This window comes from Shewanella sp. AC34-MNA-CIBAN-0136, from assembly GCF_040309945.1.
Taxonomy (GTDB): domain Bacteria; phylum Pseudomonadota; class Gammaproteobacteria; order Enterobacterales; family Shewanellaceae; genus Shewanella.
Genome location: NZ_JBEOPJ010000003.1, coordinates 124,726 through 141,142, shown reverse-complemented (window position 1 = coordinate 141,142; position 16,417 = coordinate 124,726). Strand labels below are relative to the sequence as shown.

Genomic DNA, 16,417 nt, shown 5'->3' with positions numbered 1-16,417 from the left:
GTCTATCCTTTGATTTTATCGCCGTTATAACGCTCACGAACCACAGCAGGCATGGCCGTTAACTTATGTTGCACCATTGCGTTAAACACTGCAAATATTGGCGCGATTTCAGCAGCGGGATTTAACGCAATCAACGTGTGGGCAACCGCTTCCAGAGTCGACAAGCTGTCGCTACGTTTCGCTTTACGAATGATATATTGCGACTCATCTTCACATTCTAGATGCAGTGACGGGTAATTAAGTAACCACGGATTGAGCTGCAACATTCGGTATGCTTTACGCCAAGTACCGTCGACTAAAATAATTATCGCAGCCTCACTCGCTCCAGCCTCGGCTACAGTTTGACTGTGCTCATTTGGATAAACCACATAAATCGGCTTCGTTTGCGCAGCTAAATAATGTTGCAGCTCAATAAAGTCCGCGGCAGATTCACCCACGTAAATTTTCATCTGCGGCATCACCAGTTTCAATAACCTCACGGTGTTCTTAGCATGATCCACTTCAGATGGATGCTGCATCACCACAACCTCGGTATTTGACGTCACCGGTTTGAGCGCATGACACACGCAAGCCGACTGTGGGTATTGACAATGGATACAATAACTTCTGCTCATTTTTTGTCTTATTTTTGTTGCAAATCTGTTGTTGCAAATATGTAAAGTTGAGTTCAATATACTTCGCTCTACACCATAATACCTCAAGGAAGAACCATTACTATGACTAGAACAAAGATGTCTGTGGCATTAATGCTCGCATTGGCCACAATCCCTGCATATGCAGCCCAAGATAATACCTATCACCACGAAGCAGAAATCGGTTTTTTAGACTCATCAGGTGAAGCGGATGGCCTAGTTAACGCCAATTATCGCTATTACTTTAAAGCGGTTGAACAAGCAGATAAGCCATACGCATTGGCGGGATTCTTTAATCAAGGCTCAACTGTTTCTGCGCGTTATGCCACCACTGACTTCCAAGATTTATATCACATCGCTGGAGAATACGTTTTTGACTCAAAATGGTTTTTGGGGGCTGGAGTCAACCAGTTAAATGCAGATGATGCTGTATTTGACATCACAACATACGAGATTAGTGCTGGATATTTTTTTAGCGAACACTCAAAGTTATCCTTGAACTACACGACCAACTCAGAATCAGAATCTAACAATGGCGCATATTTAGAATATGAATTTGAATCATATTTTAGCCAAAATATTGATGCTATCACGTTAACTTACGAACATTTTATTCCATTACAATCAACCGCTGGAGTGTTTATAACTGGGGCTGTAGGTTATCAAAACCCACAATATATCAACAACGAAATGCTCACTCAAGTTGATGGCTCAACTCCGACTATAGTGCAAGATTCTAAAATAAACTTTGAAAATGACATTTATACTGTTGCAGTGTTTGCAGATTGGTATATCAATAACGCATGGTCAGTGGGTGCGACTTACTACCGGACAGATGTAAATACTGATTTCAGCAGCAGTAATATTGATGACTCAAATAAAAGTAGCCACAGCAACAACATCACTGAAACGGGTTTAAATACACGTTACTTCTGGCATTTTTCAGATGTATTCTCGGCTAAGTTTTCACTAGAACATTATTTCGATAATGGTGAGTATAATAGTGATTCAGAAACTAATGTTGGCATAGCAATTAACGCCCGTTTCTAAATTTCATCATATTGAGGCAAAAAAATACCCGCGGAATGTGGTTAGCATTCTGCGGGTTAAAGGTGATATTACTAAAGCTAATTAGTCATGTTGTAACTGTTCTTGATGCAGATGGCTTAAACGGTTCATTGCCATAATGATCAGCAATACTGCACTAAAGCCCCCCATAACAACCGCTATCGCATAAGGTGCAGGTATATCTGTTAGCTGGATCAACGCCGTCAGTATTGATGCCCCACTCATTTGAATGCAACCTAACATCGCCGTCGCGGTACCAGCGCGCTCACCGAAAGCCGACAACGCCATACTGGTTGCTGGGCCAAGCAAAATAGCAAAGCCAATACATAAAATCATCATCGGAGCCATAAAGGCTATTGCGGCGGCTAATCCTTCTTGAGGGCCAGCAAAGTACATCGCGGCTTCGATAACAGCAGCAATCAACATCAACGATAATGCCACTACTACTCCCGGACGGTTACCGATACGCTTAACCAACACTGGGGCAGCAAAACATGCGGCAATATTTACCGCAGCATTAAGGCCAAATAAACCGCTGAAAGTTAATTCTGAAATGCCTAAATGACCAATTAACCATACTGGTGAATAAGACACGTAACATAAAATTGATGCCATCGCGATCATGCAACAACTGGCATAAAACATAAAATGAGGGTCGCCAATAACCGGCTTATAGCGGCTCCAACGGTATAAAGGCCCTGTACTGTCGGTATTTAACGGACGTGTTTCCGGAAAACGGAACCCCACCAAAAACAACACAAAAATGGCATACAAAGCCATAAAAATGAAGGTAGAACGCCAGCCAAACTGTAATGCTAATAAGCCACCAAATGTAGGTGCCAGTGCCGGGACCACACAAATTGCACCATTTAGATAACTGTACATCGACACACTTTCTTTGCGCGAATAGCAGTCACGTACCGCACTAAATACCACAATAGAGGTGGAACAAGCCGCTAAGCCTTGAAACACACGGGCAACCTGCAACCATTCAAACTCAACCGCATAAGCCCCTAATAAACTGCTAATGCCATAAAGTACAATCCCAAATAATGCGACAGGTTTACGGCCAAAACGGTCCGCGAGTGGACCAATTAAAATTTGCCCTACGCCCATCGCAAATAAAAATAACACTAAGGTGGACTGTACTTCACTGTTTGATACACCGTACTCCAACGCCATTGCAGGCATAGACGGTAGATAAATATCAATAGCCAACGGGCTCAAAAGAACCATAAACATTAACAGTGGCAATAAGTTACGACGCATAAACTTCTTTCTCTCAAATTTTTAATGCACAAAGGTCACCCTTAATAGGGCGCTATAATAAGTCAAATGGAGGTATGAATGAAAATGATATAAAATCCGAAGTGAATTTCCATTTGAGAATATCACATGAATTTAGACAACCTTGCTCGAATCGATCTTAATCTATTAGTCATTCTACAAGTATTACTTGAGGAGCAAAGCGTCACTCGGGCTGCCCATCGCTTGCATGTGAGTCAATCTGCTGTCAGTAAAAGCTTAAATCGGTTGCGAGAAATATTAGACGATCCACTGTTTCAACGCACAGCACACGGCTTAAAGCCAACCGCACATGCTGATGCATTAAGACAACAACTGCCGTTAGTATTACAAAACTTGTATCAACTTACGCAACCGCCAACCTTTCATCCGGCGACCAGTAACCGCCAATTTTCATTCTCGATGGTCGAAAGTGCTTATGAAACCTTAATTCCCTATTTTATCGGACCATTATTACAACAGGCACCGTTAATAAAATTAGATTCCTATGTTTGGACCGAAAAATCCATGCAAGACCTACAGCAAGGACAAATAGATTTTGGCATTGCAGGTCGAGATATTCTGCCTCAAACCGACGTCAATATTGACAACGTACCTGAAGGCATTGAATCACAAGTCTTATTTAACGATCATCAAGTTTGCTTAGTGCGTAAAAATCATCCTATTTTACAGGCTGTAAAAGATGGTCGCTGGGATCAAGCTCACTACCTTAACATGTCTCATGTACAGGTAAGATGTGAAGGTAACGATTGGTGGGCACTAGATTACCACTTAGCCAACTTGGGCTTACATCGTAACCTATCGACCACAGTGCCAGATTTTTATGGTGCTGCCAGCGTTTGTGCCAATACCGATTTAATTTTTACCTTGCCCTCTAGCTTTGCTAACCATGCACAAAAACTATATTCGCTGGTGCCCATTCCCTTACCCTTTGAGTTTATGCCTATGGCTTATGTGTTTTTATGGCATGAACGAAATAATCAAGAGCCGGGACATCAATGGTTTCGCAATATTATTTTCAGCAGCGTCGATAAAGCCATCGCGAACCAACATATTAGTAAACACAACGGCTGACATTGAGCCTAAATTGAACTTTTAGCTCGCGCAACACTCAAATAAAACGACTAGATGACAAATAATCCATCAAGCCAACCTGATGGATTATGTAATAGGGTAAACCCTCGGAGACCAGAGGATGTTCAGTTCAATTTACACTCACAAAATAATGCAACATCTGCAAAAAATGCGACCATTGGCAGCATTAACAACGGTTGCCACAGTCTTGATCGGCGGCTTGCTATTATTACCGTTAATATTACTGTTTGTGTTTGTAGGTTTCATCGGTATGACACTGTTAAGCCGCCAATACATGCGCCAGCATCGTACTGCATCATCACCCCTTTCAACAGCTAATCCCAAAGATGATATTTATCATGATCATCCAAATATTGAACGAGAAAACTCGAATCAGAAATCTCGTTTGAGTCATGCCAAATCTGCAGGGCTACCATAACTAAAGTTGAAAAATAACAGGTTAGTATTGACTCACCTATTAACCATCATGCAGCCGTTATAACATGACAGCGAAAGTAACCATCACTAAAAGCATTTTATAAACAGTATGCCTAAATCTAGTCTCGATTAACCCTTTGGCATTGTCTGTGTGGGCAATAACTTTCGCTCTCAAACTTAACACATTAACTAGGTTTAACGTGACATATTATGTCAAAACGTTGCAAGCTGTATATTAAGTCATCGTTACTAATTTATAAGTAACGTCTTTAGACACCCATATTCAGACCAAGCGCATTCAGGAGCTACCATGAAATTTAATCAATCATTCCACACTGCCAATTTGAAAAGTCGATTCTCTGCTATGAACCCCATCTTGGCATTACTGATGTTTTTTAGCATCGCATTAACCACAATTGTGCTATTACCCTTTTTATTGTTACTAGGTTTATTAAGCTTTATTACTTTACAGCTATTAGGTAAAAAAATATTGCAGAGAAACCAGTCACAAGCCCAACAAGGTGATATCTACCAAGACCGCGCTGATGTTCAGCGCGAACAAGCAGCACCTTACGCAGATATGTTTAGCCGACCTAAATCGAATCAAACTCAACACACTGGTCGCACATTTGAGCATCAGGCAGATTAACTAACCGTTAGATGCGTATAGTGACAACCTTACCGATTCTAGCCATTTGTCCAAATTGGTATTGGCTTTGTTTATTATTTATGTAAAACATAAAGAGCGGCTAAACACTAGTCACCTCTTAGGCATTGAATCGCGCAGATCAAACCCCAATGTTATTAGAAGGCGGGCAAATAGAGTAGCAAACGATGCTGCCACATTTGCCAGTAATATAAGCCAAAAATTCGATACTGAGGAGAAGATAAAATGAACAAGACACTCATTTTAGGCGCAAGCGGACAGATCGGTAACATGGCGACAAAGCAGCTATTAGCAGATGGCCAATCAGTCATAGCGTTAGTGCGAGATAAAAATAAATTGGCTGATATCGCCAGCGATAAGAAGCTAGACATAGTTGAAGCGGATTTAGAACAGGACTTTAGCCAAGCATTTAACGATTGCGATCAAGTCATTTTCAGCGCTGGCTCAGGTGGTAAAACAGGTGCAGACAAAACTATGCTCATTGATTTATGGGCGGCCTGTAAAGCCATTGATTACGCAAAAGCGGCTAATGTGTCACATTTCATTATGGTCAGCTCTATCGGCGCTGACGATCCCGACCAAGGCTCAGAACAAATGAAGCCTTACTTAGTTGCCAAACACATGGCCGACGAATACTTGATCAGCAGTGGGCTTAACTACACTATATTTAGACCGGGTTCATTAACCGATGATCGTGCCACAGGTAAAGTCCAAACCCAACGGCCGAGCAGCAAAGAAAAAATGACCATTCACAGAGAAGATGTTGCTCGCGCACTGATTTACGCTGTAGGAAAACCACAGCTAGGCGGCAAAGTCTTTGAATTATTTAATGGCAGTAAATCCCTCACTGATGTCCTAAATTAATCCATTCAGTAGGCATTCGCCTAACAACACTATAAACACTGAAATAAAACGGCCAGCACAACGCTGGCCGTTTTATTTTTAGTATTTTTTCATAGTCTTAGATAAAACAAATCAGCTATATTCCGTGGTTAGGTGCACCACTATTTAGCCCTGAACTTTAAGCCTGAAATGACATTTTTAACCATCGTACACTGCTAGATTACCGAACTGACTGGCGATTATCTAGGTGTGGAAGAGTGACCATTGTGCAAATGATAAAAGCTAATACGCTTGCTGATTTTTGGACAAAAGTGTATTTAAGATATGGCCTGCGGCCACTAACGTCGTGGCGCTTCACCCACACCAGATTAACATCGCAAGGTTCCACCTTGCTCGGGCAAAAAAGGGATCAGCAGCGAACACATTGCGACGGAAATTGATCCAGCTTCTGACTGCGTATGTAACCATCTTCGACCCATCTTGTAATAAAAAGTGAAAATGCTAACGCTTTCGATGTTACATCCTGTACCGCGAAAGCTAGCCTGACGTCCTGTCAGGCTCACGCATTCTTTTATAAAGAGTCTTCAACGGCCACAAGTTCAGAGTTGAATTTATCCATTTTCAAGCAAGGTATTTGACGTATTTATGGACAAAAGTGCGTTAGATTCCTAACTCTAGTTCGTGAGTTTCGGATTAAAATTTCTATGGGTAACGTCCAAAGCACGCGCCAAATACCGGAGCTTTGTTTTTGTGAGAGCATTTTTCGGCACGAAAACGAAGTGAAGAGTATTTGGTCGCAGTGACTTTGTTTTTAACTTTATAGTAGCTCTCGAGAAAAATTTATTACATTTTCACCAAACTGAGTAATTGCTTGCTTCTTGAGAGGGTTTAGCAGCAGCCGAACCTCAATGAGGTCATTTCCAACATCAGCAACCTCATCTTCATCTGCAGAGGTTTCGCAGATGGCAGTCATCTTGGCTTCCATTTCTGTCAGAGCCTCAAGAATAATTTTGGCTTCAGAAGCGGTTAAATCGAGTTGAATACTACTCATGCAAATTTGCCTTCTTTTTTGAACACCCGAGTGGCAATCAATGCCATTTCTTCAAGTAATCCTTTGTATTTATCAACAGGCATATTACACGCCGGTGAAATACAATAGTGATGGGGTTTATCCTGAACCATCTTTAAACCAACCGGAGGCCTAGTGTTAGGAGCGAATCGCCACGCCCAACCTGTCATTGGCGATTCGTTGATCCCAACCTTATCAAAGACGCTAATGCCTTTACCGTTTGCGATAATAACCTTAATACCGTTAATTTCGATTATATCTACGTCTCTAGCGCGTACATTGGCAAGCTTTGGACTTGTGGAATTACCTAGTCGGAAGAGCTCTTCAGGGAGGATGTAAAATTCCATTGGAAACATGATGATGTCCTTTTCATGATTAAGAGTTAACGTTTTAGTATTTATGAGTTGCGCTGTTTGCGACGCATAAATCGCTTGTTGGACTTGGTCGAAGCCACATCCAAGTTAACGGGTAACTTTTTTCTTAACGTAAGATGCTATAGGAATTCGCTTTTTAACGGTAGTGGTATTTTGTACAATCTTTTGGCTAATTTCCTGTTCTGATTACACCTTTTAAGGTGGGTTTTGTTAGCTTTCATCTTTTTCAATTATTGCCTTTCCCTGATGTACCTTGCTAACTCACTTTACTGCATAAATGATTTACATAACTAGCTTTGAAGTGGTCAGAACCAACTACGTTAGTGGCCGTAGCCAATAAAGAATAAACAGCCACTTCAAAGATTACCAGCTAAGCGAATACATGACTGGCAGTAATAGCGATAAACTCACCCAAACGATAATCGTTAGTGGGACGCCCACTCGGACAAAATCGGTAAATTTATAGCCGCCAGCATGCATTACCAGTAGGTTAGTCTTATAAGCCATAGGGGTGGCATAACTCATATTGGCACCAAACAGCACAGCAATAACAAAGGGTTCGGGATCAACCTGCAGTTGCTGCGCAATGCTGATAGCAATAGGAGTGCCTATGACTGCAGCAGCATTATTAGACACAATATTGGTCATAATGGCCATTAACAACATCAATCCAGATACAATAACCGCCGGAGAAGCCCCTGCGGTTAACGCGACAAATACTTGTGCTAAATACTCTGCACCACCGGTTTTTAATAATGCCGCCCCCATCGCCAAACTCGCCGCCACAATCAAAATGACCTGAGTGCTTAGCGCCATAGAAGCATGGCGCCAGGTTAAGCAGCGTGTGACCAGCATAAGCAGCACACCCCCTACAGCACTTATCGCAATGGGAACATCCCCAAATGCAGACACAAGAATAATTGCCGCCATAATCAGTAAAGCCGTTACCGCTTTATCCGTGTACGGAAGATCTGCTGTTGCATCGAGCACTAATAGCTCACCAGCACGTTTGATTTCGCCTATGGTATCTTGATCTCCCTGCACTAAAAGAACATCACCAATGCGCAAACGGGCCTGTGCTATTTTTTCACGCAGCGTCTCTACTGAGTTTCCCTCTCGATGTATTGCCAGCACCATTAATTGATAACGATCATAAAAGTTAAGCTGCCTCAAGGTCATACCAAGTAAAGGTGAACCTTGCATGACAACTATTTCGGCAATCTGCTGTCCCTCACCGGATAATGGATGTTCTTCATCAACAGGCGTATCTCCAACATAGAGCATGGCATCCAGAGCACTTTCCAGTTCCTTCAAATTTTCCGGAGTGTCATTCACCATTAACCTATCTCCAGCCTGAATTTGCGCATCGGGCAACGGTACAACATAGGTTCCAGTACCCCGCATAATGCGTGATACTTCCAGCAAACCTGAGCTCTTTTCAATCAGTTCTGTCAATGTCTTACCGACTGCAAAACCGTCTTCCAATATAACCAGTTGGGCAGTAAATATTCTTGGGGAGGTATCGCTGAGTATGGCCTTACGAGTAGGCAGTAAGCGTGGCGCAATCAACCATAAATAAACAATAGCAATAGCGGCAACGATTGCTGCCGGTACAAAAAAATCAAACATCTGCAGTCTTCTTAAGCCCATATCTGCAGCAACTGAAACAACTAACAAATTCGTCGAGGTGCCAATACTGGTACTCATTCCTCCCACCAGAGTGGCAAATCCCATTGGCATTAACATCCCCGAAGGTGGCTCTCCGGTTCGCAGCGATACACTGATTAGAATAGGCAGCAGCAATACGACTATAGGTACATTATTAACAAATGCACTCAGAAAAGCGCCAACCAGCAAGGTCAGCAACATACTCAATGCGGGGCTTACAAGCCATAAGCGCGCCAGAATTCGACCAAGAGGTACTAGCGCTCCGGTGCGCACTAAACCATTTCCGGCAATCATTAAGGCACACACTGCCACCAGCGCTTCATGGCCAAAACCACTGAAAAACTGCAACGCCTCAAGATGTTGCCCCTGCGAATTGACGTAAGGAAAAACAGTAAAACCGATGCTCAGCATTGCCAGAATAAACAGACTCGACGTCTCAATGGCAATAGATTCTCTGGTAAATAGAAACAGGGCAAGCAACACAAGCAATAACACAGCCAGTGCATGCGCATCAGGAAGCGGTGGCAAAGTCGTTATATTAATTGCTGTCACCTGTCGTTAACCTTTTCTATTGGTATGAGCATGGTAAGGCTAGGCTTGCTGTGAAGTTTTTCCACAAAGCGCTTCAAAGCAGGTTGAGATATGTTGAATATATATCAGTTAAATATTAGGCATTGTTTCTAACTAAAGCGAATTGAAGAGACACGCTACACACTTATCTAGCGTGAGTCATCACTGAGTAACAACCCCAACTTAAAAACAACCATAACAAAGCAAATGTCATTTACGCGAGTAAGCACTTTGCCTGTTGCAAGGTAGTTAACTCATCTTCCGTTGGATTAAGCGCGATAACACTGTCAATTTGCATCAGTAACGACTGCCAAAGCGGTTCGATAACTTGGCGCTGAATCTCGTTGGCGTGCAAATTAGCTTGTTGTAATAAATACGCTGCTTGTACCACATCGATACGGCCTAAAATGCCGTCGGCTAAGGCGACACTCAGTTCAATCATCGCGGTGACATTACGGCCGTATTTAATCACTTCATGTAAATAGTGTTCAGCAATATTAAGTTGCTGTTGGCTAGCACCATCGTCGTGCAAAATATCACTGCCACAACGTAACATCGCATCTAATTGACCTTGTTCGGCGGCTTCTTGCATCCATTGCTGGCTCGTAGCGATATCAACCTGGCAGCCCTCACCTTGTTCAAGCATCAGCGCCAAATGATATTGTGCATGCGGGTAACCGGTTTGCGCGGCTTTATTTACCCATAAGTAAGCTTGTTCAAATTGTTGGTTTTGATAAAACAGCACCCCAAGGTTTGACATTGCTTCAGCATCTTCTGCATTAGCGGCTAATGTCAGCAATGTTTCGGCTTGATTAATATCCACTTCAAATTGATCACTGCCCACCAGATAAAAGAAACCTAATAAGGCCTGCGCATTAACAATACCTTGTGCTGCAGCTTGCGCAATAAACGCCTCGCCCGTCGCAGGATTTGCCGCACCACTATAGCCATGCAGTAAGCTCACGCCATGCTCAAACAATGCCGCTTGATGATGAACTGATGCAATATGAAACCAATGTGCTGCTTGGGCAAATACATCCGCTGACGTTTGCTCAACCGTGGTTGATATAAGGCTTGGAGTGTTTGATTCTGCTGAATTTGAACTTGAACTTGAACTTGAACTTGAATTTGAATTTGAATTTGCTAAGAGTGAACCGTCTGTGGTTTGCGCCAACGCACGCTCTTGCTCTTGTAGCATTAATCCTTTGGCTTTAAGTGACATCCCCACTAAATACTGTGCTTCGGGGTCATTCTTCATCACTGCGCGATAACATAAGTCGCGGCCAGCATATGAATCAAATGCTTCAAATTGATAATGCGGAGCAGCACCTTGATGCAGTGAAGGATATAGCTTTGCAATTATTTGCAGAATTTGATGGATCGACTTTTCTGCGATGCTAACAAGCTGAGTTTGAGTTAAATGATATTTTTCAGGATGCGCACCACGATTACCATCACTGCGCAATCGGTGTAACGCCCGCACTGCAGCAACATCAATAACGCGTCGAAGGTTTAGCTGCTCGATACGATCATACAAGTTTGCCGAGGTAAACGTTACATCATGCTGCACCGCTAATTGAGCGGCGAGTTTATGGGTAAAGCTGCGAATGTAAACTAACGCTTGGGTAGGAATATCGCGTACATAGCTTTTAGCTAAACGGTAATCATCGCTCAACTCAACAGAGAAACCATTAATAAACTCAATATCATTTAACAATGGTTTCTCCTTTTAGCATGTTGATTGAATATTTATCCCTCTGCTTTATCGGCATCCGGTGTTTTACGATTAACCATATACAATCTAAATAACGCAATATTAACAAACAAACCTAAGAACGAAAACGTTGCTTCAACCACCAGCTGCAATGGAAAACCAACTTGCATCGCGACTTGTGAAAACATGCCAGCTAATAGAGACAATGGCACGTACAGCATTAATACCGCAATGGTTTTAATCGTTATAGGGCCGCTAAATTTAAAGCTACTCTTAATCGCTTCTAAAGGTGTTAAACGTTCAACCACCACCATAAAGTTCACATAGGCGAGGCGAGAAAACAAGTACAAGCTCACGATTAAGCCAATCAACCATAGTGGGCCAAACGCAGCAAAGATCATCACCGGCGCTAAAATGGCTAAACCAGAAAATACTCCAGCCAGTAATAATGGCGGTACAAAAGGCAAACTAGCCTTTAATATTTGTGCCGGGGCAAGATCATGGCCTTGAGAGCGTAGCTCTAAATACAAAGTTAATGCGGCAATTAAAAACGAAAACACCAACAATAACACCATCATTGCTGCAGCGTGTACTGCACCGAATTGTGGGTTTTCAGCATCAGCCTGTAGCATTTCATTACCTAGCCAAAGTTGAATAGCGACTTGGATTAACAGTAATGGCAGCGTCAGTACGGCAAGCTGACGGATGTGGTTTCGAAAAAAGTTAAATGCTTCAGTCAAAATTGCAAACAATGACATGTGGGTTCCAGTAATCTATTAACAACGAATATTGCGCTTAGGATACCCAAAAAAAATGCATTTTGCACAAGTCTAATGTGTAAAAATCGCGATCATCTGTCGCATTTATGTAAATCAGGGTAAAATGATGCATAAGTTTAGACATTGAGCCACATCAAAGGACACTCATTATGAAATTAGCTTCTGCATTACCGGTACTGTTTACCGTCTTCGTATTCTCAGCGCCAGCATCTGCGGGCTGGTTAGACAACGTGGCTGAAATAACTAAAAAACCAGCAACTGAACAAGCCAAAACCATTGCACTGTCTGAAACAATAGAACAATCTGAAACAACTGAGCAATCAAGTGCTTTAGTGGGTAACGTTATGTCTCAACTTGGCTTATCTCAAACCCAAGCTGAAGGCGGGTTAGGCTCACTACTTAGCTTGGCTCAAACCAATTTAGGTGAAAATGATTTTAGCCAATTAAGCGACAGCATCCCAAATGCGGACGGTCTACTGGCTGCAGTTCCTGCTTTATCATCAGGCAATGGCATGTCAGGATTATTGTCACAAGCAGGTAATTTAGGTTCAGCGTTACAAGGTAGCGCAATGGTATATGATGCTTTTGAAAAGCTTGGTATCTCAAAAGAATATATTACCCCTATGGTTGATATCGCTAAAAACTATCTCCAACAGAGTGGTGGTGACGGTACGGTTGATTTATTAATGAAAGGCTTAGGTTCAGTCTTATAATCATTATTAAGACGGCTTAAAGCTACCCTAACACTCGCGTTAACATTATTTAATCCCAAGCCATTCGCTTGGGATTAGCATTTTTGCTAGCATAAAAATGAATAGTAACATTGGACAGAATAATTATGATCGCCAAACTAAAGCAATTTCTCCAATCGCATACTCAAGAAAGTAGCCCAGAAGAGAAACAGAAAAACCTCAACCTGGCCGCGGCAACCCTATTGCAAGAGGTTGTGTACGCCGACGAAAATTTGGCTGCTGCTGAAGCTGCTTTACTGCCCGAAGTGCTCATCAGCACTTTAGGCATTAACCCAGAAGAAGCGATAACCCTCATAGAAGAAGCAAATCAAAGCCGTAAAAATGCCACGTCTCTATTTGAGTTTACCGCCGAAATCAATGCTCAATTTAGTATTGATGACAAACAAAAATTACTGCTGTCAATGTGGCAATTAGCTTATGCCGATGGTGAATTGTCGCAATATGAAGACCAAATTATTCGCCGCACAGCTGATTTACTGCATTTAAAGCACAGTGAACTGATTCAAATGCGCAATATCGCCATGGAAACTCGCTAAATAATAGCCAATTAGCCTTGGCTATTATTGAGTAAATACTTACGCGTAAGATGAGCTTTTTGCCACCACATAAAAGGGGCGATAACCAACACCAATACAATGGCGTAAATCATATTACTGCCAAGCGCGATGCCCAAACCAACACAAAACAAACAACCTGCAATCACTAATGGTAGATACCGCTTGCTGAGTAACTTAGCTGCAGACAACATCGCCAATAAGTAAATAATCACAAACACGCCATTACTCCAAGCGATTAAGTCTTCTAATTCTTGAGTGCTATAAAAGGTCACGATGATCACCACCGCCATAGCCCCCAAAATGGCAAACAAGGCTCTAAAGGGCACACCGTGTGGGTTTAATTTATCAAAATAGCGCGGTAAAATGCCTTCTTTACTGAAGCTCCACAATAAACGCGCGGCACTAGCAGCATACACATTCACTGTTGCTAACCCGCTAGCGATGCCCAATACTCCGATGATATACGCGCCATATCCACCCAAAAAGGTGTTTGATAACAAATAATCAAATGCCGATATCATCGCTAAGCCGTCACCCTCGGTTGGTACCATTAGCAATAAAAAAGTACAGGCTAAATAAATAACACCCACTAATACGGTGCCCATCATCATTGCAGGCAGCAAATCTTTTTCGGGTTGGCGAAAGTCGCTGGCAAGATGTGTCATGGCCTCAATGCCTAGAAAACTCCAAAAACCAATACCCATTGCTAGCATCACCCCACTAAACTGCGGATGACTGCCATGCGCAAAGGTTTGTAGCTGATCGACATTTAACCCGCTGGCACCAAATAATATTGCGACTACCGATACAATCAACAAGGTTAACGCAAACTGTAATTTTGCCGACACCTGAATACCTTTAATATTCAGCAGCAATAACACAGCCACAATCAATAACTCTGCGACTAATTGACCTAGCCCAGAAATCGATATTAATGCTTCTAAAAATTGAAAGGTCATTAAAATTGCAGCAGGTGCACCAATGGGGATCACTAATAAAAAAATCAGCCCAATTGTTCGGCCTGCTGTAGCACCAAATGCTTTTTCAATAAAGTAAGCTGGACCCGCTGCATGCGGGAATCGACTCGCTAACAAACCAAATACTAATGCGACTGGGATAATGGCTACCGTTAATAACAACCATGCTAATAGCGAACCTGAGCCCGCTACCTCTATGGTCATTTGCGGTAAAATAAATACCCCAGTGCCTAGCAATGTGGTGGCCATTAAGCCAGCGCCTTGCCAGCGTCCTATTGTTGCGGTCATTTGATTCATTATCTTATTCTTACTGTGATATATTGCGATATTATAAGGCCAAACAGTAAAACATTCTGCGGGTTAATGAGCTCAATTTGCTTTGCTAAACCGACAATATGACGGATAAAAAGCAACTTTCCGTCATAATGACAGTATGTAGGTGTGACACACAATTATCGGGATATAAATCATTGGATAAATTTGATAAAGCGATTATAAACGAATTACGCCACAATGCTCGACAGAGTATTTCGTTTATTGCTGAGCAAGTGAATTTATCGCGCAGTGCTGTCACCGAGCGAATTAAGAAATTAGAACAAACGGGTGTTATCCGTGGCTATCAGGTTTTACTGAGTGAGTCGCAAAAACAAGGCGTGTCGGCATACTTTGAAATTCAGCATCGTTGCGCCCGTTGCGCCGAAGTCATCCATATTTTCACCACCATACCGGAAGTGATAACTTGCCAAGGCATTACCGGCGACATGGATTTATTGGTTTATGTGCATGCCAATTCTATGCAACGATTACATGAAATTCGCGAATTTATTGATGCTCAAGCTGACATCGTCAAAATTAAAACCCATGTAGTCATGAGCGAATGGATAAACAACCAAGCATAAAAAAGCTCTGTATAAACAGAGCTCAATGGTTAAGTGCCTTGACTAGGCTAATTGCTTACCTATTTCTAACCCTTTACCTCTTAACTCGATGAGCTTCTCGGCTAGCCCAGCCATATCCATTTTAATAATGCCCGCTTTGTGGTTAGTTATATCTGCCAACCAAGCGGTAAAAGATTCGTCATCTCGTTGATCATCCCAATGTTCAAACACCTCGTGCGACAAATAGATAACGGCAGCCAGCTTAGAAACCGGCTTGGCATTAAGCGGTGCGCGTTGATGCTCGATCCCTTGCACTAATGAAGGAGTAAATTTCCACGCTTTAGCTAATAGAGCACCAACAGAAGGTGAGTCGAAACCTAATAAGCTCGTTTCAAGCTGTTGCTTATCTGCCCCTTCAGCGACAGCGGCTCTGATTTGTGCTGCGACCGAAGGCTCAACAACGGCAATCAGTAAATCACCAATATTGTGTAAAATTGCGCACGTAAAAGCTTCATCTGGTGCAACGCCACAACGTTTGGCTACTTCTTGTGAATACAGGGCGACTTCAAAAGTCTCACCCCAGAATTGGGCGAGATCAATCCCTTCTGCATTAGGAATTGCACCAATAACCGCAGAAGCAATCACTAACGTCCGCAACGTTTGCATACCTAATCGAATCACAGCTTCGTCAATAGAACCCACTTCACGACTGCGACCAAAATGAGCTGAATTAGCTAACCTCAATACTCTAGCGCTAATAAGAGGATCTTGAGCCACTTTGGCTGCAATACTCTTTACGGTGGTATTTTCATTATTAACCGCATCTAACAATTCACTAACCGCTTTGGGTAAGCGAGGTAACTCATCAACTCTTTTTAATAATGCAGCAGATTCCATATTCCGAGAGTCCTTGTTATTATTTTTAATACAATAAATAAATCATATTAATAACATTAGCACAACATAAATAAAGCAAGAGAGGATGAGGCTGATATTTGATTGTAGCCTTAACAACTTATTTCGCAGATTTTGGATAAAAATCTGCGCTAAAT

General features: G+C 42.3%; 17 protein-coding genes. 8 read left to right on the top strand and 9 right to left on the bottom strand.

All coding sequences use genetic code 11. The features are described from left to right. Nucleotides 1-2: 2 nt before the first annotated feature. Nucleotides 3-614 carry a tRNA-uridine aminocarboxypropyltransferase gene (locus AAEY94_RS04010; protein ID WP_192114026.1) on the bottom strand — a complete coding sequence of 204 codons (612 nt, stop codon included), beginning with the start codon at nt 612-614 and terminating at the stop codon, nt 3-5. Nucleotides 615-716: 102 nt separating this feature from the next. Between AAEY94_RS04010 and AAEY94_RS04005 the strand changes: the two genes are divergently transcribed. Then, complete coding sequence (locus AAEY94_RS04005; protein ID WP_192114025.1) at nt 717-1,682, top strand: putative porin; 966 nt, start codon at nt 717-719, stop codon at nt 1,680-1,682. A gap of 81 nt (nt 1,683-1,763) precedes the next feature. Here AAEY94_RS04005 and AAEY94_RS04000 read toward each other — a convergent pair whose 3' ends face one another. After that, nucleotides 1,764-2,969, bottom strand: coding sequence for a multidrug effflux MFS transporter (locus tag AAEY94_RS04000; protein WP_101084920.1), 1,206 nt, complete (start codon nt 2,967-2,969; stop codon nt 1,764-1,766). A gap of 126 nt (nt 2,970-3,095) precedes the next feature. Between AAEY94_RS04000 and AAEY94_RS03995 the strand changes: the two genes are divergently transcribed. From AAEY94_RS03995 to AAEY94_RS03980, 4 genes are all read left to right on the top strand, one after another. Next, entirely contained in the window at nt 3,096-4,079 is a 984-nt protein-coding gene (locus AAEY94_RS03995; protein ID WP_350977403.1) for a LysR family transcriptional regulator, read from the top strand. A 121-nt stretch (nt 4,080-4,200) separates the two neighbouring features. Continuing rightward, entirely contained in the window at nt 4,201-4,518 is a 318-nt protein-coding gene (locus AAEY94_RS03990) for a hypothetical protein (RefSeq protein WP_350977401.1), read from the top strand. Between the two features lie 309 nt (nt 4,519-4,827). After that, the gene (locus AAEY94_RS03985; protein ID WP_350977398.1) at nt 4,828-5,166 is read left to right on the top strand and encodes a hypothetical protein; all 339 of its coding nucleotides are present in this window, start codon (nt 4,828-4,830) and stop codon (nt 5,164-5,166) included. Between the two features lie 243 nt (nt 5,167-5,409). Then, a complete protein-coding gene (locus AAEY94_RS03980) occupies nt 5,410-6,048 on the top strand; it encodes an SDR family oxidoreductase (RefSeq protein WP_350977396.1) in 639 nt (212 codons plus the stop codon). A 796-nt stretch (nt 6,049-6,844) separates the two neighbouring features. Here AAEY94_RS03980 and AAEY94_RS03975 read toward each other — a convergent pair. The 5 genes from AAEY94_RS03975 to AAEY94_RS03955 all read right to left on the bottom strand — a co-directional run bounded on the left by AAEY94_RS03975 (nt 6,845) and on the right by AAEY94_RS03955 (nt 12,180). Then, the gene (locus AAEY94_RS03975; protein ID WP_123778767.1) at nt 6,845-7,078 is read right to left on the bottom strand and encodes a hypothetical protein; all 234 of its coding nucleotides are present in this window, start codon (nt 7,076-7,078) and stop codon (nt 6,845-6,847) included. Further along, nucleotides 7,075-7,452, bottom strand: a complete 378-nt coding sequence (locus AAEY94_RS03970) for a Tse2 family ADP-ribosyltransferase toxin (protein ID WP_011635781.1) — start codon at nt 7,450-7,452, stop codon at nt 7,075-7,077. Before AAEY94_RS03970 ends, AAEY94_RS03975 begins: the two co-directional genes overlap by 4 nt. A 381-nt stretch (nt 7,453-7,833) precedes the next feature. Then, nucleotides 7,834-9,690, bottom strand: coding sequence for an SLC13 family permease (locus tag AAEY94_RS03965; RefSeq protein WP_350977392.1), 1,857 nt, complete (start codon nt 9,688-9,690; stop codon nt 7,834-7,836). A gap of 232 nt (nt 9,691-9,922) precedes the next feature. Next, a complete protein-coding gene (locus AAEY94_RS03960; RefSeq protein WP_350977389.1) occupies nt 9,923-11,425 on the bottom strand; it encodes a tetratricopeptide repeat protein in 1,503 nt (500 codons plus the stop codon). 32 nt (nt 11,426-11,457) lie between these two features. Further along, entirely contained in the window at nt 11,458-12,180 is a 723-nt protein-coding gene (locus tag AAEY94_RS03955) for a hypothetical protein (protein ID WP_101084911.1), read from the bottom strand. Between the two features lie 170 nt (nt 12,181-12,350). Between AAEY94_RS03955 and AAEY94_RS03950 the strand changes: the two genes are divergently transcribed. Beyond that, entirely contained in the window at nt 12,351-12,914 is a 564-nt protein-coding gene (locus tag AAEY94_RS03950) for a DUF2780 domain-containing protein (protein ID WP_101084910.1), read from the top strand. A gap of 125 nt (nt 12,915-13,039) precedes the next feature. Continuing rightward, nucleotides 13,040-13,489: a tellurite resistance TerB family protein gene (locus AAEY94_RS03945; protein ID WP_101084909.1), complete on the top strand. Its 450-nt coding sequence runs from the start codon at nt 13,040-13,042 to the stop codon at nt 13,487-13,489. An 11-nt stretch (nt 13,490-13,500) separates the two neighbouring features. Here AAEY94_RS03945 and yjeH read toward each other — a convergent pair whose 3' ends face one another. Then, nucleotides 13,501-14,784, bottom strand: coding sequence for an L-methionine/branched-chain amino acid transporter (yjeH, locus tag AAEY94_RS03940; protein ID WP_101084908.1), 1,284 nt, complete (start codon nt 14,782-14,784; stop codon nt 13,501-13,503). Nucleotides 14,785-14,957: 173 nt separating this feature from the next. On the opposite strand from yjeH, the gene AAEY94_RS03935 reads away from it, so the two are divergent. Further along, nucleotides 14,958-15,386, top strand: a complete 429-nt coding sequence (locus AAEY94_RS03935; protein WP_101084907.1) for an Lrp/AsnC family transcriptional regulator — start codon at nt 14,958-14,960, stop codon at nt 15,384-15,386. Between the two features lie 42 nt (nt 15,387-15,428). Here AAEY94_RS03935 and AAEY94_RS03930 read toward each other — a convergent pair whose 3' ends face one another. Beyond that, the gene (locus AAEY94_RS03930) at nt 15,429-16,262 is read right to left on the bottom strand and encodes an HDOD domain-containing protein (protein ID WP_101084906.1); all 834 of its coding nucleotides are present in this window, start codon (nt 16,260-16,262) and stop codon (nt 15,429-15,431) included. Nucleotides 16,263-16,417: the final 155 nt, after the last annotated feature.